At 41.9% G+C, this 19,444-nt stretch carries 17 protein-coding genes; 14 read left to right on the forward strand and 3 right to left on the reverse strand.

The genetic code is table 11. The features are described from left to right. The 4 genes from rplQ to ADI74_RS09295 all read left to right on the forward strand — a co-directional run. The coding region (gene rplQ / locus ADI74_RS09280) for a 50S ribosomal protein L17 (protein ID WP_049538478.1) at positions 1-265 on the forward strand (265 nt) is incomplete at its 5' end. A 264-nt stretch (positions 266-529) separates the two neighbouring features. After that, complete coding sequence (locus tag ADI74_RS09285) at positions 530-796, forward strand: ACT domain-containing protein (RefSeq protein ID WP_045617779.1); 267 nt, start codon at positions 530-532, stop codon at positions 794-796. A gap of 9 nt (positions 797-805) precedes the next feature. Beyond that, complete coding sequence (locus ADI74_RS09290; RefSeq protein WP_049538497.1) at positions 806-2,143, forward strand: PFL family protein; 1,338 nt, start codon at positions 806-808, stop codon at positions 2,141-2,143. A 235-nt stretch (positions 2,144-2,378) separates the two neighbouring features. Beyond that, positions 2,379-3,071, forward strand: coding sequence for a histidine phosphatase family protein (locus tag ADI74_RS09295; RefSeq protein ID WP_049538498.1), 693 nt, complete (start codon positions 2,379-2,381; stop codon positions 3,069-3,071). Positions 3,072-3,171: 100 nt separating this feature from the next. On the opposite strand, the gene ADI74_RS09300 is transcribed toward ADI74_RS09295, so the two are convergent. Genes ADI74_RS09300 through ADI74_RS09310 form a run of 3 tightly spaced genes read right to left on the reverse strand, consistent with a single transcriptional unit; the run spans position 3,172 to position 6,964 of the window. Next, positions 3,172-4,830 (reverse strand): ABC transporter permease, encoded by a 1,659-nt coding sequence (locus ADI74_RS09300; RefSeq protein ID WP_049538500.1) that lies wholly within the window; start codon positions 4,828-4,830, stop codon positions 3,172-3,174. After that, complete coding sequence (locus ADI74_RS09305; protein ID WP_049538502.1) at positions 4,820-5,911, reverse strand: ABC transporter ATP-binding protein; 1,092 nt, start codon at positions 5,909-5,911, stop codon at positions 4,820-4,822. The genes ADI74_RS09300 and ADI74_RS09305 overlap by 11 nt, the downstream gene beginning before the upstream one ends. 12 nt (positions 5,912-5,923) lie before the next feature. Next, positions 5,924-6,964, reverse strand: a complete 1,041-nt coding sequence (locus ADI74_RS09310) for an ABC transporter substrate-binding protein (RefSeq protein WP_042767683.1) — start codon at positions 6,962-6,964, stop codon at positions 5,924-5,926. Between the two features lie 313 nt (positions 6,965-7,277). On the opposite strand from ADI74_RS09310, the gene leuS reads away from it, so the two are divergent. From leuS to ADI74_RS09360, 10 genes are all read left to right on the forward strand, one after another. Beyond that, positions 7,278-9,779 (forward strand): leucine--tRNA ligase, encoded by a 2,502-nt coding sequence (gene leuS / locus ADI74_RS09315; RefSeq protein WP_049538504.1) that lies wholly within the window; start codon positions 7,278-7,280, stop codon positions 9,777-9,779. 111 nt (positions 9,780-9,890) lie between these two features. Beyond that, positions 9,891-10,586 carry a GNAT family N-acetyltransferase gene (locus tag ADI74_RS09320; RefSeq protein ID WP_049538506.1) on the forward strand — a complete coding sequence of 232 codons (696 nt, stop codon included), beginning with the start codon at positions 9,891-9,893 and terminating at the stop codon, positions 10,584-10,586. Positions 10,587-10,597: 11 nt separating this feature from the next. Continuing rightward, entirely contained in the window at positions 10,598-11,014 is a 417-nt protein-coding gene (locus ADI74_RS09325; RefSeq protein ID WP_049538508.1) for a GNAT family N-acetyltransferase, read from the forward strand. Positions 11,015-11,399: 385 nt separating this feature from the next. Continuing rightward, entirely contained in the window at positions 11,400-12,398 is a 999-nt protein-coding gene (gene ruvB, locus ADI74_RS09330; RefSeq protein ID WP_080980404.1) for a Holliday junction branch migration DNA helicase RuvB, read from the forward strand. Then, positions 12,379-12,963, forward strand: coding sequence for a nucleotidyltransferase family protein (locus ADI74_RS09335; protein WP_049538510.1), 585 nt, complete (start codon positions 12,379-12,381; stop codon positions 12,961-12,963). Before ruvB ends, ADI74_RS09335 begins: the two co-directional genes overlap by 20 nt. Positions 12,964-13,173: 210 nt before the next feature. After that, positions 13,174-13,932 (forward strand): isoprenyl transferase, encoded by a 759-nt coding sequence (locus tag ADI74_RS09340; protein WP_049538512.1) that lies wholly within the window; start codon positions 13,174-13,176, stop codon positions 13,930-13,932. Positions 13,933-13,940: 8 nt separating this feature from the next. After that, positions 13,941-14,744 (forward strand): phosphatidate cytidylyltransferase, encoded by an 804-nt coding sequence (locus ADI74_RS09345; protein WP_049538514.1) that lies wholly within the window; start codon positions 13,941-13,943, stop codon positions 14,742-14,744. A 15-nt stretch (positions 14,745-14,759) separates the two neighbouring features. Further along, entirely contained in the window at positions 14,760-16,016 is a 1,257-nt protein-coding gene (gene rseP / locus ADI74_RS09350) for an RIP metalloprotease RseP (protein WP_049538516.1), read from the forward strand. Between the two features lie 16 nt (positions 16,017-16,032). After that, on the forward strand, positions 16,033-17,886 hold the full coding sequence (locus tag ADI74_RS09355) for a proline--tRNA ligase (protein WP_049538518.1): 1,854 nt from the start codon (positions 16,033-16,035) through the stop codon (positions 17,884-17,886). A 98-nt stretch (positions 17,887-17,984) separates the two neighbouring features. Then, on the forward strand, positions 17,985-19,364 hold the full coding sequence (locus ADI74_RS09360; RefSeq protein ID WP_049538519.1) for a glycoside hydrolase family 1 protein: 1,380 nt from the start codon (positions 17,985-17,987) through the stop codon (positions 19,362-19,364). Positions 19,365-19,444: the final 80 nt, after the last annotated feature.

Genomic DNA, 19,444 nt, shown 5'->3' on the forward strand with positions numbered 1-19,444 from the left:
TAAAACTGTTGAAAAAATGATTACTCTAGGTAAACGTGGTGATTTGCATGCACGTCGTCAAGCAGCTGCTTTCGTACGTAATGAAATCGCATCTGAAAACTATGATGAAGCAACTGACAAGTACACTTCTACTACAGCACTTCAAAAATTGTTCTCAGAAATCGCACCTCGTTATGCTGAACGTAACGGTGGATACACTCGTATCCTTAAAACTGAACCACGTCGTGGGGATGCTGCGCCAATGGCGATCATCGAATTAGTATAAAATCATCAATTTTGTTGAGTGTTATGATGATGGAGTCTTGTGCTCTTAGTCTAGCTCTGGTCTACCGCTGGGACTTCGGTCCTAGCGGGAACACTCATCATCATTTGATAGGGTAGACGCTTGTTTACGAAATTGTTTTTTTGTTTAAGAACAACTTCGTAAGCAGGCGTTTTTTAGTATTTCCTATGGAAATATGCTATACTAGGTAAAAAGAAAATCAAAAACGTTCAGGTTTTTTAATAATCGTAGAAATGGGGTATAAGGATGAAGGCTATTATTACAGTGGTTGGCAAAGACAAGGCTGGGATTGTTGCAGGTGTGTCTACTAAGATTGCAGAGTTGGGTTTGAATATTGACGATATTTCTCAAACAGTACTGGATGAATATTTTACCATGATGGCAGTCGTATCTAGTGATGAAAAGCAGGATTTCACCACTCTTCGAAATGAGTTTGAAACTTTCGGTCAGACCTTGAATGTCAAAATCAATATTCAAAGTGCAGCGATTTTTGACGCTATGTACAATATCTAGGAGGTTATCATGGATATTAGACAAGTTACGGAAACCATTGCCATGATCGAAGAGCAGAACTTCGATATCAGAACCATCACCATGGGGATTTCCCTTTTGGACTGTATTGATCCAGATATCAATCGTGCTGCTGAAAAGATTTACCAAAAAATCACCACTAAAGCTGCAAATTTAGTGGCTGTGGGAGATGAAATTGCTGCTGAACTTGGGATTCCTATTGTTAATAAACGGGTATCGGTGACACCGATTTCATTGATTGGTGCTGCGACTGATGCGACGGACTATGTTGTTTTGGCAAAGGCGCTTGATAGGGCTGCTAAGGAGATCGGTGTTGACTTTATTGGTGGATTCTCAGCTTTGGTACAAAAAGGCTACCAAAAAGGAGATGAAATTCTCATCAATTCTATCCCACGCGCTCTAGCTGAGACAGACAAGGTTTGTTCGTCCGTCAATATCGGCTCGACCAAGTCAGGTATCAACATGACTGCGGTCGCTGATATGGGACGTATCATCAAGGAAACAGCTGCGCTATCAGATATGGGTGCGGCCAAGTTGGTCGTATTTGCTAATGCTGTTGAGGACAATCCTTTTATGGCAGGGGCCTTTCATGGTGTTGGCGAAGCAGATGTTATCATCAATGTCGGGGTTTCGGGTCCTGGTGTGGTCAAGCGCGCCTTGGAGAAAGTTCGTGGTCAGAGCTTTGATGTAGTAGCTGAGACGGTCAAGAAAACAGCCTTCAAGATTACTCGTATCGGTCAGCTAGTTGGTCAAATGGCAAGTGAACGCCTTGGTGTTGACTTTGGGATTGTAGACCTAAGCTTGGCACCAACTCCTGCAGTTGGCGATTCTGTGGCTCGAGTACTGGAGGAGATGGGTCTAGAAACAGTAGGAACGCATGGGACGACAGCAGCGCTTGCCTTGCTCAATGACCAAGTTAAAAAAGGTGGTGTCATGGCTTGTAATCAGGTTGGCGGCTTGTCTGGTGCTTTTATCCCTGTTTCTGAAGATGAGGGAATGATTGCAGCAGTGCAAAATGGTTCTCTGAATTTAGAGAAACTAGAGGCTATGACAGCTATCTGTTCAGTTGGTTTGGACATGATCGCCATTCCGGAAGATACGCCTGCTGAAACCATTGCGGCTATGATTGCGGATGAGGCGGCAATCGGTGTTATTAATATGAAAACAACGGCTGTCCGTATTATTCCAAAGGGCAAAGAAGGCGATATGATTGAGTTTGGAGGTTTGCTAGGGACAGCTCCAGTGATGAAGGTCAACGGGGCTTCGTCTGTCAATTTCATCTCTCGCGGTGGGCAAATCCCAGCTCCAATCCATAGTTTTAAAAATTAATAAAAAAGGAGAGGATTTAAGATGAGTTTAAGGATGACTGTGTATACTATAATCATTAAATAAAGACCTCCTAACTTTATTTAATAGAAATCCTAAACTTTTTCATAATAATCTCCTAGGGAAGCTACCATGAGGGTAGCTTTTCTTTTGGATAATTTACAAATGTTGGCTTTGCTTTTGAAAGCCGAATATTTCTTTGATCCATGATATAATAGAAGAAAATGGAGGATAGAAAATGTCTAAAGTAAGATTGTACTTGGTCCGTCATGGGAAAACCATGTTTAACACGATTGGACGTGCTCAAGGATGGAGTGATACGCCTCTAACCGCAGAAGGTGAGTTGGGAATTCATGAGTTAGGAATTGGCTTGAGAGAATCTGGTTTACAATTTGACCGCGCTTATTCCAGCGATTCAGGGCGGACTATTCAAACCATGGGAATTATCCTAGAAGAACTTGGATTGCAGGGGAAAATCCCTTACCGCATGGACAAGCGTATCAGAGAGTGGTGCTTTGGTAGTTTTGATGGGGCCTATGATGGGGACCTTTTTATGGGATTGATTCCGAGAATTTTCAATGTAGACCATGTTCATCAGTTGTCCTATGCAGAGCTAGCTGAAGGCTTGGTAGAAGTTGATACTGCTGGTTGGGCTGAAGGTTGGGAAAAACTCAGTGGTCGAATCAAGGAAGGCTTTGAAGCGATTGCCAAAGAGATGGAAGAACAAGGTGGGGGCAATGCTCTTGTCGTCAGCCATGGAATGACCATTGGTACCATTGTGTATCTGATTAATGGCATGCATCCACATGGTCTGGATAATGGTAGTGTGACCATCCTTGAATATGAGAACGGCCAGTTTAGCGTTGAGGTTGTTGGTGACCGTAGCTACCGGGAACTGGGACGTAAGAAGATGGAAGAAAATTCTATTTAATCAGTAAATATGTTCGTCAAAACTTCTGGTCATGTATTGTGATAAGAGATTAGAAAAACAGCCTAGGACCATCCTTTCGGCTGTTTTTGATAGGGAAAAATTAGAGTGTAATGTTATTACTTTTAGAGATCTTCATGAATAACAGTAAGGAAGCGACTGTTAGGATAGATAAAATCGTGGATAAAGCTGCGGCTACACCATAATTTCCTCTGAGAACCTCTGTATAGATTGCTACGGTCATAGTTTTTGTTTTGGCATTATATAGCAGGATAGAAGTAGATAGTTCTGAAATCATTGTTACCCATGATAGAATAGATCCAGAAATAATACCGGGTAACATCATTGGAACAGTGATTTTACTGAAAGTATTGAGACGGCTACTTCCTAAACTTTCAGCGGCTTCTTCAATACTAGGTGTTATTTGTTGCAAGCTAGCAACAGATGAGCGAATCGTATAAGGGAGTCTTCGGACAGATAAGGAGATAATCAATATAAAAGCTGTTCCAGTAATCATCAGAAATCCGCTTCCAAAAAAACCAGTATTGAATGAAGAAATGAAGGCAATACCTAGAACAGTTCCTGGCACAATATAAGGTACCATACTAAGGCTATCAATTAAGTTTGTAAACAAATTTCGTTTTCTAACAGCTAGGTAGGAGATAACTGTTGCAAATAAAACAACTAGAATCAAAGCAATCAAAGGAATGCGAATCGTATTAAAAATAGTAGATCCCATACGATTGAAGGCAATCTTGTAACTATTTAGAGAATAGCCTTTGACAAATACCATACCTGATGTTTTTAGGAAAGAGGTATAAATCAAAAATAATTGAGGTAGAACAGAAAATAAGATAATTCCGTAAACTGTTGCATAAATGGCAGCCATTTTTCCTTTTGTAGTTTTTTTCGGCTCAATTGGATGGAGTGAATTCATGCTGAAACTATAGCGATTTGAAATATATTTTTGGATGAGGAAGATTGATAAAGCAATGATGATCGCCATAATTGCTAAAGCGGATGCAAATGCAGAATTTCCGCCAACCTCACTAATGAATTGATTATAAATTAAAACAGGGAAAGTCCGATATCCTTCACCAATTAACATAGGAGTTCCGAAGTCGGAGAATGCTCTCATAAATACAAGTAGGGCAGCAGCAAGTAAAGTTGGAACTAAAAGGGGCAAAACAACCGTTATCATACGTTTGAATCCGATTACCCCCATACTTTCAGCGGCTTCAAGAAGGGAATGGTCAATTCTTTTCATTGCTCCAGCCACGTATAGAAAAACTAATGGGAATAGCTGAAGTGTAAATACAAGTACAATTCCTTTGAAGCCATAAATATCAATAGCTGGAAGATGAAGGACATTTGTCAAGAATTTAGTGATGACACCATTTCGTCCCAACAAGAGAATCCAGGAGTATGCCCCTACGAAAGGAGCTGACATGGAAGCAATGATAATCAGTATCTGTAAAAATTTCTTTCCTTTGAAGTCATATATAGAAAAGAGGTAAGCCAATAAGGTCCCTAAAACTAGGGAAGTTACAGTAGAAGTAATGGAGACGTTAAAACTGTTTACTAGTGTCTCAGAGTAATAGGATTTACTAAAGAAATCCTCAAAATTAGCTAGTGAGAATTTACCTTCATGTATGAGTGCTTGCTTAAGTACAATAACGATAGGATAAACAAGAAAAATAAGATAGGTAAGAAAGATGAAGAACGAGGAGGTTGTCCAAATATTTAGTTTTTTACCTTTCATAGCCAACTCCTGTAATAAGATTTTGGGAACCATCTGCAGAAAAGACATTTAACTTTTGAGTATTGATTCGTAGACGAATTCGATCCCCTTTTTGAAGATCTTCTTCAAAAGTTGATTCTTCACTCACCTGTATTTTTGAAGAAAATACAGTCTCTACGAAATATTCAGTGGTGAGTCCAAGATAAACACTATCTGAAATGATTCCCTCAATATCACCAGATTCATCTTTGATAAACTCTTCGGGACGGATACTTACTAGAATAGCTTGTTCCTTAGCTTGATCAAGAGCTGGCATAGGGAGGGCATAACCATCTGAAAAGACGATATAAGCACCGTCGGTCCGTTTTTTTAGTTTGGCTGGGATTATATTTGTTCTACCAATAAATGTTGCAACAAATTCATTTGCTGGTTTGTGGTAAAGCTCTTTTGGACGACCAATTTGTTGAATAACCCCATCTTTCATAACGGCAATTTGGTCAGAAATAGCCATGGCTTCTTCTTGGTCATGAGTTACGTAGACAGTTGTAATACCAACTTCGTGTTGGATTTCTCGAATAGCTTGACGCATATCTAAGCGAAGTTTGGCATCTAGGTTACTTAGAGGCTCGTCCATGAGGAGAACGCTAGGATTAACAGCTAAGGCACGTGCCAAGGCAACCCGTTGTTGTTGTCCACCACTGAGTTTATCGGGCTTTCGATCTGCGTATTGATCAATTTGCATTAGTTCCAGATATTTATTGGTTTGTTGAACTAATTCCTCTTTTGGAACCTTTTTTTGTCTAAGACCAAAAGCAACATTATCACGGACAGTCAAATGTGGAAAAATAGCGTAGTTTTGGAAAACCATTCCGATATTTCGTTTGCTGGGTTCTATATTATTGATTTTAGTATCATCGAAGTAAAATTCTCCGCCTTCGATACTGTTGAAGCCTGCAATCATTCGAAGAAGGGTCGTTTTTCCACAACCTGAAGGTCCAAGAATGGTGAAAAGACTTCCTTTTGGAATCGTAACATTTAAATTCTCAATGACAGGAATGTCATGGTAGATTTTTTTTGCGTTAATAATTTTGATCTCACTCATAGTGAACCTCTTTTACTGTTTCGATTGAATGTTAGTGAAAATATCATTGTACTTTTTAAGAATAGCTGATTTATTTTGGATGACATAATCTGAATCTTCAGTGGCGATATTGATTTCTGTCATTGATTTCATATTTTTATTGGTTTTAGCGTTTTTTCGAATGGGTCTGATGGTTGTTTCAGTTCCTAGTTTATCCTGAATGTCTTGAGAAAGAAGGAAATCGATAAATTTTTTAGCGTTTTCCATGTGTTTGGCATTTTTGATAATAGCTGCGTTACCAGGCAAAAAGACGGTTCCTTCTTTTGGATAAATGACTTTTACATCAACGCCATCGTTTAAGAGTTTCAATGCAGGATCTTCATAGGTGAGTCCGACAGCCATTTCTCCGTCAGCGACAGATTTGTAGACATTTGAAGAACTAGAAGCAATTTTCCCGTCTACTAAACTAAATAGATTTTTCACATATGTCCAAGCTTGCTCATTTTCATAGCCGCCTTGATCCACAAGCATGTTTGTTAATTGAGCAAAGGCACTAGAAGAATTACTTGGATCAGCAGTAGCAATCTTTCCTTTTAATTTAGGATTAAGTAAATCATCATAGCCTTCAATTTTAATATCTTTAGTTAAAGCTGAATTGACAATCAGAACACTGACATCAAGAGTGTATGGAGTGTAGAATCCTGTTTTATTCTGATATTCTGGGATAATTTGATCGTTTTCTGGGGAGGTATAGGGCTCAAAGAGTTTTTCGTTAGAAGAGAAGAGTGCGTAGGAACCTCCGAAAATGACATCGGCTACAGGAGCTTCTTTCTCAGCCTCTGCTTTCTTGAATAATTCACCAGTGCTAGCTTGGACTAAATCAACCTTGATGCCATATTTTTCTTCGAAGGCTGGGATTGTTTCTTCAATAAGATCTTCAGGGTTAGGCGAATAGATAACTAAAGTCTTATCTGTATCATTTTCAATGCTAGTTTCAGCTTCGGTTGTTGAAGAACATCCTGACAAAAGTAGAAATATCCAGCTGAAAGAGAGAAGTGATAGTATTTTTTTCATATTTTTTCTCCTTTTTACGAACATTATTCTCTGTTTGTTCATCTAATGTTTTTAATTACAGAGTTCTACATCATATAATAAAAACCTTAAAGAAATCTAAAATGGGAATTATGTGTTAAGGAAATTATGGGAACAATCGATGGTAATTCACATTTGTTCTATATCTAATCCGGTGTTATTCTCTTTTTGATAGAAAAATGAAGTGGGGGTGATGTCCAATCTTTCTTGACAATGGAGGGGAAAAGATTCTTTCTCGACTTTCAAATTCCCCTAAAAATGGTATAATAGTAACATCATAAAATTGGAGAATAGCATGAGTTTTTACAATCATAAGGAAATCGAGCCTAAGTGGCAAGGCTACTGGGCGAAACATCATACATTTAAGACAGGAACAGATGCCTCAAAACCGAAGTTTTATGCTCTCGACATGTTCCCATATCCTTCAGGAGCCGGATTGCACGTAGGACACCCAGAAGGTTATACAGCAACGGATATTCTCAGCCGTTACAAACGTGCGCAAGGCTACAATGTCCTTCACCCAATGGGTTGGGATGCCTTTGGTTTGCCTGCAGAGCAATACGCTATGGATACGGGGAATGACCCGGCAGAGTTTACAGCGGAAAACATTGCCAACTTCAAACGCCAAATCAATGCGCTTGGATTCTCTTACGACTGGGATCGTGAAGTCAATACAACAGATCCAAACTACTACAAGTGGACGCAGTGGATCTTCACCAAGCTTTACGAAAAAGGCTTGGCCTATGAAGCGGAAGTGCCAGTAAACTGGGTGGAAGAATTGGGGACGGCCATTGCCAACGAAGAAGTCCTTCCTGACGGAACTTCTGAGCGTGGAGGCTATCCAGTTGTCCGCAAACCAATGCGCCAATGGATGCTTAAAATCACGGCCTATGCAGAGCGCTTGCTCAATGACTTGGATGAGTTGGATTGGCCAGAGTCTATCAAGGACATGCAACGCAACTGGATTGGGAAATCAACTGGTGCCAATGTCACCTTTAAAGTAAAAGGAACAGATAAGGAATTCACTGTATTTACCACTCGTCCAGATACCCTTTTCGGTGCGACTTTCACTGTTTTGGCACCTGAGCATGATTTGGTAGATGCTATCGTCAGTCCAGAACAAGCTGAAGCCGTAGCAGACTATAAACATCAAGCCAGCCTCAAGTCTGACTTGGCTCGTACCGACCTTGCCAAGGAAAAAACAGGGGTTTGGACGGGTGCTTATGCCATCAACCCTGTCAATGGTAAAGAAATCCCAATCTGGATCGCTGACTATGTTCTTGCTAGCTATGGAACAGGTGCTGTCATGGCTGTGCCAGCCCATGACCAACGTGACTGGGAATTTGCCAAACAGTTTGGTCTTCCAATCGTAGAAGTACTGGAAGGTGGAAATGTAGCAGAAGCTGCTTATACTGAAGATGGTCTTCACGTTAACTCAGATTTCCTAGATGGACTCAACAAAGAAGATGCTATTGCTAAGATTGTCGCTTGGCTGGAAGAAAAAGGCTGTGGTCAAGAGAAAATCACCTACCGTCTCCGCGACTGGCTCTTTAGCCGTCAACGTTACTGGGGTGAGCCAATCCCAATCATTCATTGGGAAGATGGGACTTCAACAGCTGTTCCAGAAAGTGAATTGCCACTTGTCTTGCCAGTAACCAAGGACATCCGCCCTTCAGGTACAGGGGAAAGCCCATTGGCTAACTTGACAGATTGGCTGGAAGTGACTCGTGAAGATGGCGTCAAGGGTCGTCGTGAGACCAATACCATGCCACAATGGGCTGGTTCAAGCTGGTACTACCTCCGTTACATTGATCCACATAATACTGAGAAATTGGCTGATGAGGACCTTCTCAAACAATGGTTGCCAGTAGATATCTACGTGGGTGGTGCAGAGCATGCCGTTCTTCACTTGCTTTACGCTCGTTTCTGGCATAAATTCCTCTATGACTTAGGTGTCGTTCCAACTAAAGAACCATTCCAAAAACTCTTTAACCAAGGAATGATTTTGGGAACTAGCTACCGTGACCACCGTGGGGCTCTTGTGGCAACTGATAAGGTTGAAAAACGTGATGGTTCCTTCTTCCATGTGGAAACAGGAGAAGAATTGGAGCAAGCGCCAGCTAAGATGTCTAAATCCCTCAAGAATGTGGTTAACCCAGACGATGTGGTGGAACAATATGGTGCTGATACCCTTCGTGTCTATGAAATGTTTATGGGACCACTTGATGCTTCTATTGCTTGGTCAGAAGAAGGTCTGGAAGGAAGCCGTAAATTCCTTGACCGTGTATACCGTTTGATTACAAGTAAAGAAATCGTTGCGGAAAATAATGGTGCTCTTGATAAGGTCTACAATGAAACAGTCAAAGCTGTCACTGAGCAAATCGAGTCCATGAAATTCAATACAGCTATTGCTCAACTCATGGTCTTTGTCAACGCTGCTAACAAGGAAGACAAACTCTATGTGGACTATGCCAAAGGCTTTATCCAATTGATCGCACCATTTGCGCCTCACTTGGCAGAAGAGCTCTGGCAAACAGTCGCGGCAACTGGCGAATCTATCTCTTATGTAGCTTGGCCAACATGGGACGAAAGCAAATTGGTTGAAGATGAAATTGAAATCGTCGTCCAAATCAAAGGAAAAGTCCGCGCCAAACTCATGGTCGCTAAAGACCTGTCACGCGAGGAATTGCAAGAAGTTGCTCTCTCTGACGAAAAAGTCAAAGCAGAAATTGATGGCAAAGAAATCGTGAAAGTGATTAGTGTACCAAATAAGCTTGTAAATATCGTAACGAAATAAATTTAAAAGTCCTTCAGAGCTAAGTTCTGGAGGATTTTTTGAATGTTTTCATGAAAGTATGATATACTATGTGCAATTATAAAGTTTGAAAAGTATAACAAGGAGAAAGCGATGCCAGTAAATGAATATGGTCAGATGATTGGCGAGTCTGTAGTCGGTCACACGTCTGGTAAATTACCTGCTATCAATTTTTTAGAAGGGCGTTATGCTCGAATCGAGGCTCTTTCGGTGGAAAAGCATGCGGAGGATTTATTAGCTGTCTATGGCCCAGATACGCCTCGGGAGATGTGGACCTACCTCTTTCAGGAGCCGATGGCAGATATGGAGGAACTGGTTACTGTCTTAAATCAGATGTTGGCTCGTAAGGATCGTTTTTACTATGCGATTATAGACAAGGCAACTGGCAAGGCCTTGGGAACTTTTTCGCTCATGCGCATTGACCAAAACAATCGCATAGTTGAAGTTGGGACTGTTATCTTTTCTCCAGAGCTCAAGGGGACACGAATAGGGACAGAAGCCCAGTATCTCTTGGCGCGCTATGTTTTTGAGGAGCTTAACTATCGTCGCTATGAGTGGAAATGTGATGCCTTAAATCTACCATCAAGACGAGCTGCGGAACGTTTGGGCTTTGTCTATGAAGGAACCTTCCGTCAGGCAGTCGTTTATAAGGGGCGCACTCGAGATACGGATTGGTTGTCTATGATTGATAAGGACTGGCCTCAAGTCAAATCCCGTTTGGAAGCATGGCTGTCTCCTGAAAACTTTTATAAAGATGGACGGCAGCACAAGAGCTTGAGAGAATTCTGAGAGGTATTGAGATGATGACTATTAGAAGGCAAGAAATCGTCAAGCTAGAGGATGTTTCGCATCTCTATCATGCAGTTGGATGGACAAATTATACACATCAACCTCAGATGTTGGAGAAGGCCTTGTCTCATTCATTAGCGATTTATCTGGCACATGATGGCGATGCCGTGGTGGGCTTGGTCCGTTTGGTCGGAGATGGTTTCTCATCGATTTTTGTCCAGGATTTGATCGTTTTGCCTAGCTATCAGCGCCAAGGGATTGGTAGCGACTTGATGAAAGAGGCTTTAGGTAACTTCAAAGATGCCTATCAAGTCCAACTAGTAACCGAACAGACAGAAAAAACCTTGGGATTCTATCGTTCTCTGGGATTTGAAACCTTATCTACTTATGATTGTACAGGAATGATTTGGGTGGATCGAAAAAGATAAAAAAATTATTTTTTCTTAAGTAAAGTTTAAGCCTTTTCCTGTATTATATAATCATTAAATAAAGACCTCCTAACTTTATTTAATGAAATCCCAAACTTTTCTTTTTCATCATAATCTCCTAAATAAGTCACCCAATCAGGTGGCTTTTTTTGTTGCTTAAAAAAGAAAATTCCATTTGAAAAAAATTTTTTAAAAAATGATAAATCAAAGAAAAAGTTAAGTTAGCTTTAAGATTCATCTTGTATTATATAATCATTAAATAAAGACCTCCTAACTTTATTTAATGAAATCCTAAACTTTTCTTTTTCATAATAATCTCCCTAAAGAAGTCACCCAATCAGGTGGCTTTTTTGTTTGTAGGCTGGATTTTTGCTATAATAGGAGCATGAGTAGAATTTTAGATAATGAAATCATGGGTGATGAGGAGTTGGTAGAACGTACCCTCCGTCCCCAATATTTACGTGAATATATCGGTCAGGACAAGGTCAAGGATCAGCTACAAATATTTATCGAAGCCGCAAAAATGCGGGATGAGACGCTGGATCATGTTCTTTTGTTTGGCCCTCCAGGACTTGGGAAAACAACCATGGCTTTTGTCATTGCCAATGAACTGGGAGTCAACCTTAAGCAAACGTCTGGTCCTGTCATTGAAAAAGCGGGGGATCTGGTAGCGATTTTGAATGATTTGGAGCCGGGAGACGTCCTCTTTATCGACGAGATTCATCGCTTGCCCATGTCGGTAGAAGAAGTACTTTATAGTGCCATGGAGGACTTCTACATTGACATCATGATTGGGGCTGGGGAGGGCAGTCGCAGTGTTCATCTGGACTTGCCACCTTTTACCTTGATTGGTGCGACGACCCGTGCGGGTATGCTTTCTAATCCTCTGCGAGCACGTTTCGGGATTACAGGTCATATGGAATACTATGCCCACACTGACTTGACAGAGATAGTTGAGCGGACGGCAGATATTTTTGAAATGGAAATCACCCACGAGGCAGCTTCGGAGTTGGCCTTACGTAGTCGAGGAACTCCTCGTATCGCCAATCGTCTCCTCAAGCGCGTGCGCGACTTTGCCCAGATAATGGGGGATGGCTTAATCGATGATGTGATTACGGATAAGGCCTTGACCATGCTGGATGTAGACCATGAAGGGTTAGACTATGTGGATCAAAAAATTCTTCGTACCATGATTGAGATGTACGGTGGCGGTCCTGTCGGTCTAGGAACTCTTTCTGTGAATATCGCTGAAGAGCGTGAGACGGTTGAGGATATGTATGAACCCTACCTCATCCAGAAAGGCTTTATCATGCGAACTCGCTCAGGACGGGTTGCAACGGCTAAGGCCTATGAGCATTTGGGCTATGAGTACAATGAAAAATGAGCAAGAAATCCTAGATAGTGTTAGAAAAAATCCTGATATGATGGCTATTCTGACCATCATCCGTGACCTTGGTTTGCAAGACTCTTGGTTGGCGGCAGGGTCTGTCAGAAATTTTATCTGGAATCTCTTGTCAGACAAATCCCCTTTTGATCATGAAACGGATGTGGATGTGATTTTCTTTGATCTAGATATTTCTTATGAGGAAACAGTATCCCTAGAGAAAAAGCTGAGAGAAGATTTCCCTCAGTATCAGTGGGAGTTGAAAAATCAGGTCTATATGCATCTGCACAGTCCCCACACAGCTCCCTATACCAGTTCTTGTGATGCTATGAGTAAATATCCTGAGCGTTGTACGGCAGTAGGCCTTCGCTTGCATGCAGATGCAACTTTAGAGCTCTTTGCGCCCTATGGTTTAGAGGATATTTTAAAGTTTCAAGTTTTCCCAACTCCTCATTTTTTAGAGAATGAGGACCGGATGAAGCTCTATCAAGAACGCTTGTCCAAGAAAAATTGGCAAGAAAAATGGGAAAATCTCACTTTTTTAAAAAACTTAAGGAAAGTTTAAGTTAGGGACGGTATACTAGGTTCATAAGTTAAGAGGAACTTAACTTAAACTCCTAAAACTTTTTCATAATAATCTCCCTATAAAATAAAGTCGCCCAATCAGGCGGCTTATTTTTTGTCTGCCTGCAAGCAGGGGCAGTAACTTAGCAATAGAAGAAAATAGGGAAATATGGTATAATGAAACGATAGATTTTTGAATAGGAATATGATCATGTTTGGATTTTTTAAGAAAGATAAAGCTGTAGAAGTTGAGGTTCCAACACAGGTTCCTGCTCACATTGGGATCATCATGGATGGGAATGGTCGCTGGGCTAAAAAACGGATGCAACCACGAGTTTTTGGTCATAAGGCGGGGATGGAAGCCCTCCAAAAGGTGACCAAGGCAGCTAACAAGATGGGAGTTAAGGTCATCACGGTTTATGCCTTTTCAACGGAAAATTGGACGCGCCCAGATCAAGAAGTCAAGTTTATCATGAACTTGCCAGTCGAGTTTTATGATAACTACGTCCCCGAATTACATGCAAATAATGTTAAGATTCAGATGATTGGGGAAACAGACCGTCTGCCTAAGCCGACTTTTGAAGCTTTGAAAAAAGCAGAGGAGTTGACCAAGAACAATACAGGCTTGATTCTCAATTTTGCCCTTAATTATGGTGGTCGTGCTGAAATCACGCAGGCTCTTAAGAGCTTGGCTCAGGAAGTTCTAGATGCCAAAATCAATCCTGGCGATATCACAGAAGATATGATTGGAGATTACCTTTTCACGCAACACCTGCCAAAGGATTTGCGAGATCCAGATTTGATTATCCGCACGAGTGGTGAGTTGCGTTTGAGTAATTTTTTGCCATGGCAAGCGGCCTATAGCGAGCTTTACTTTACGGATACCTTGTGGCCTGATTTTGATGAAGCTGCCCTGCAGGAAGCTATTGCTGCCTTTAACCATCGCAATCGCCGATTTGGAGGAGTTTAGGAGAAGATATGACCAAGGATTTACAAAAGAGAACATTGTTTGCAGTATTGGCCCTGGCCATTTTCCTTCCAGTCTTGTTTGTGGGAGGACTCTTGTTACAGATAGGCATTGGTTTGTTAGCCATGCTAGCTGTTCATGAACTCTTACACATGAAGGGGCTAAAGACCATGACCATCGAGGGTGCCTTGACCCTCTTTGCGACCTTTGCTCTCACAATCCCTTTAGAAAATTATCTAACTTTTTTGCCAGTTGATGGGAATGTGGTTGCCTACAGTGTTTTGATTACCATAATGTTAGGGACCACCGTTTTCAGTAAAAGTTATACGATTGAAGATGCTGCTTTTCCAATTGCTGTGAGTTTTTATGTTGGTTTTGGTTTTAATGCATTACTGGATGCTCGGGTGGCAGGTTTTGACAAGGTGCTTCTGGCCCTCTTTATCGTCTGGGCGACAGATAGCGCAGCTTACCTGATAGGGATGAATTTTGGCAAGCATAAGTTGGCTCCGAGAGTTTCTCCCAATAAGAGCATTGAGGGCTTTATCGGTGGTATTCTAGGTGCGGTACTGGTAACAGCAATCTTCATGCTTGTAGACAGCACAGTTGCTTTGCCTTATGGAATTTATAGAATGAGCCTCTTTGCCGTCTTCTTCAGTGTGGCAGGTCAGTTTGGTGACTTGATTGAGAGTGCTATGAAACGCCATTTCGGTGTCAAGGATTCAGGGAAATTTATCCCGGGGCATGGTGGTGTGTTGGATCGTTTTGACAGTATGCTAGTTGTCTTTCCTATCATGCACTTGTTTGGCCTCTTCTAAAGAAAGGAATATTGAATGATTGGATTGCTAACCTTTATCCTCGTTTTTGGGATTATCGTGGTGGTGCATGAGTTTGGACATTTTTATTTTGCTAAGAAATCAGGCATTTTAGTCCGTGAGTTTGCTATTGGTATGGGCCCCAAGATTTTTGCCCATATCGGTAAGGACGGCACTGCTTATACCATTCGGATCCTTCCTTTAGGAGGGTATGTTCGTATGGCTGGTTGGGGTGATGATGCGACAGAGATCAAGACAGGAACCCCGGTCAGTTTAACACTTACCGAAGATGGTAAGGTCAAACGGATCAATCTATCTGGGAAGAAACTGGATCAAACAGCTCTCCCTATGCAGGTAACCCAGTTTGACTTTGAAGATAAGCTCTTCATTAAAGGCTTGGTCTTGGAAGAAGAAAAGACCTTTGCAGTGGATCACGATGCAACAGTCGTTGAGGCAGATGGAACCGAAGTACGCATTGCCCCTCTGGATGTACAGTACCAAAATGCTTCTATCTGGGGTAAGCTTATCACCAACTTTGCAGGTCCTATGAATAACTTTATCTTAGGTGTTGTTGTTTTTTGGATCCTGATCTTTTTGCAGGGCGGTGTTAGAGACACTCAGACCAATCTCTTTCATGTCATGCCAGAAGGAGCTTTGGCTAAGGTGGGCGTAGCTGAGACAGCTCAAATCACCAAGGTCGGCTCCCACGAAGTTAAGAATTGGCAGGACTTGATTCAGGCTGTGGAAGCAGATACCAAGGATAAGACTGCCCCGACCTTGGATGTGACTATTTCTGAAAATGGTAGCGAAAAACAAGTCACTGTGACTCCAGAAGAAAATCAAGGACGTTATATTTTAGGTGTTCAACCGGGGGTCAAGTCAGACTTTCTATCCATGTTTGTTGGTGGATTTACGACAGCTGCTGACTCAGGGCTCCGTATCCTTTCAGCTCTGAAAAACTTGATTTTCCATCCAGATTTGAACAAACTCGGCGGTCCCGTTGCCATTTTTAAGGCAAGTAGCGATGCTGCTAAAAATGGAATTGAGAATGTCCTCTACTTCCTAGCCATGATTTCCATCAATATCGGGATTTTTAACTTGATTCCGATCCCGGCTTTGGATGGTGGAAAGATTGTGCTCAATATACTAGAGGCTATCCGCCGGAAACCCCTTAAACAAGAAATTGAAACCTATGTCACCATGGCTGGTGTAGTTATCATGGTTGTCTTGATGCTAGCTGTAACCTGGAATGACATTATGCGACTCTTCTTTTAGATAATCGAGGAATATTATGAAACAAAGTAAAATGCTAATCCCTACGCTTCGCGAAATGCCAAGCGATGCTCAAGTTATCAGCCACGCTCTTATGTTGCGTGCTGGTTATGTTCGTCAAGTTTCTGCTGGTGTTTATTCTTACCTACCACTCGCTAACCGTGTGATTGAAAAGGCTAAGAACATCATGCGTCAAGAATTTGATAAGATTGGTGCGGTGGAAATGCTAGCGCCTGCCCTTCTTAGTGCCGATCTTTGGCGTGAATCAGGTCGTTATGAAACCTATGGTGAAGACCTTTATAAACTGAAAAACCGTGAAAACTCAGACTTTATCCTAGGTCCGACACACGAAGAGACTTTCACAGCTATTGTTCGTGACTCTGTGAAATCTTACAAGCAATTGCCACTTAACCTTTACCAAATTCAGCCTAAGTACCGTGATGAAAAACGTCCACGTAACGGACTTCTCCGTACGCGTGAATTTATCATGAAAGACGGCTATAGTTTCCATGCTAATTACGATAGTTTGGATGTGACTTATGACGAGTACAAGGCGGCCTACGAACGAATTTTCACTCGTAGTGGTTTGGATTTCAAGGCTATTATCGGTGACGGTGGAGCTATGGGTGGTAAGGATAGCCAAGAATTTATGGCCATCACTCCTGCTCGTACAGACCTTGACCGCTGGGTTGTTTTGGACAAGTCAGTTGCCTCATTTGATGAAATTCCTGCAGAAGTGCAAGAAGAAATCAAGGCAGAATTGCTTAAATGGATGGTTTCTGGTGAAGACACCATTGCCTACTCAAGTGAGTCTAGCTATGCAGCTAACTTAGAAATGGCAACAAACGAGTATAAACCAAGCAACCGTGTCGTTGCGGAAGAAGAAGTGACTCGTGTTGCAACTCCAGGTGTTAAATCCATTGATGAAGTTGCTACCTTCCTAAACGTTCCAGAAGAACAAACCATCAAAACCCTCTTCTACATGGCAGATGGAGAGCTTGTCGCAGCCCTTCTAGTTGGAAATGATCAACTCAATGAAGTCAAGTTGAAAAATCACTTGGGTGCAGATTTCTTTGACATTGCTAGCGAAGAAGAAGTAGCAAGTGTTATCCCAGCAGGATTTGGTTCGCTTGGCCCAGTTGGTTTGCCAGAGAATGTGAAAATCATTGCAGACCGTAAGGTGCAAGATGTTCGCAATGCTGTTGTGGGTGCTAACGAAGATGGCTACCACTTGACGGGTGTGAATCCAGGTCGTGATTTCACTGCAGAATACGTGGATATCCGCGAAGTTCGTGAGGGTGAAATTTCACCAGACGGACAAGGTGTCCTAAACTTTGCGCGTGGTATCGAGATCGGTCATATTTTCAAACTCGGAACTCGTTATTCAGCAAGTATGGGCGCAGATGTTTTGGACGAAAATGGCCGTGCTGTGCCAATCATCATGGGATGTTACGGTATCGGTGTTAGTCGTCTTCTCTCAGCAGTTATGGAACAACACGCTCGCCTCTTTGTCAACAAAACGCCAAAAGGTGAATACCGTTACGCTTGGGGAGTTAACTTCCCTAAAGAATTAGCACCGTTTGATGTGCACTTGATTACTGTCAATGTAAAAGACGAGGAAGCGCAAGCCTTGACAGAAAAACTGGAAGCCAACTTGATGGAGGCTGGTTACGAAGTTTTGACAGACGACCGTAACGAACGTGTCGGCGTTAAATTCAGCGATAGCGACTTGATTGGTCTGCCAATCCGTATTACTGTTGGGAAGAAAGCAGCTGACGGTATTGTAGAAGTTAAGATCAAGGCGACTGGTGACACTATCGAAGTTCATGCAGACAACTTGCTTGAAACCCTTGAAATCCTAAGCAAGAAATAAAAACTATAATCAGAAGAAAAACAAGGCAAAAATGTAACTAGTTTTTACCTTGTTTTTTCTATATAATGGGAAAAATGAGTAAACAAAGAGGTAAAGCTATGCTAAAATTTCCAAAGGATTTTGTTTGGGGGTCCTCCACTTCTGGACCGCAAACTGAAGGGCGCGTGCCTGGTGACGGCAAGGGGGACAATCTCTGGGATTACTGGTATCAGGTGGAACCCAATCGTTACAACAATGGGATTGGACCTGACAAAACATCGACTTTTTACGAAAACTGGGAGAAGGATATTGAGCTTTTGGTAGAAACAGGTCATACAGCCTTTCGAACTTCTATCCAGTGGTCTCGTATTTTCCCACAAGGTCGTGGAGAAGTCAATCCTCAAGGGGTGACTTTCTACCGTCAGGTTTTTGAGGCTATTAAGGCCAAGGGGATTCGTCTCTTAGTCAATCTCTATCACTTCGACCTGCCATTTGCCCTCCAAGAAGACGGCGATGGTTGGGAAAATAAGGCCACTATCAAGGCTTATGAAGACTATGCTCGTTTTTGTTTTGAAACTTACGGCGACTTGGTGGACCAATGGATTACATTCAATGAACCCATCGTACCTGTAGAATTTGGCTATTTTTACGATGCCCACTATCCTCATAAGGTAGATGCCAAAGCAGCAGTTAAGGTTGCCTATCATACGCAACTGGCTAGTAGTCTTGCAGTTAAGGCCTGTCATGAGGTTTTGCCTGATTCCAAGATTGGGATTGTCCTCAACTTGACACCAGCCTACCCACGTAGCCAACATCCTGCGGATGTGAAAGCAGCTCGTATTGCGGATCTCTTTCAAGCGCAGTCTTTCCTGGATCCATCTGTCTTGGGAACTTATCCAGAAGAATTAGTGGAAATTTTAGCTGAGTATGATTTGCTGCCAGATTCTACAGCAGAAGAGTTGGAACTGATTCGTGAACATACAGTGGACTTTCTTGGAGTCAACTACTATCAGCCTTTACGTGTTATGGCGCCACGTTTTGCCAAGCATCCTGACAGCCCGCTTCTGCCTGAACATTTCTATGAGCCTTACGTCATGCCAGGTCGTAAGATCAATCCCCACCGCGGTTGGGAAATCTACGAGCAAGGGATTTATGATATTGCCCAAAATATCAAAGAAAATTATGACAATATCGAATGGATGTTGACCGAAAACGGTATGGGTGTTGAAGGTGAAGATAAATTCCGTGAGAATGGCATGATTCAAGACGACTATCGTATCGACTTTGTCAAAGGTCATCTGCGTGAACTCCATCGTGCCATCGAAGATGGTGCTAACTGTAAAGGTTACTTAATCTGGACCTTTATCGACTGCTGGTCATGGCTCAACAGCTATAAAAATCGCTACGGTCTGGTTGAATTAGACTTGGAAACACAAGAACGCCGCCTGAAGAAATCAGGCCACTGGTTCAAGGAACTAAGTGATAATAATGGATTTTAAGAATAAAAAGTGAGGTGATCTTGTACTGACCCCAAAAAGTTAGACAATTAATTTATCCAAAGGATTTAGTTCTGTATTGC

It is taken from the genome of Streptococcus pseudopneumoniae, from assembly GCF_001074565.1.
Taxonomy (GTDB): Bacteria; Bacillota; Bacilli; order Lactobacillales; family Streptococcaceae; genus Streptococcus; species Streptococcus pseudopneumoniae_J.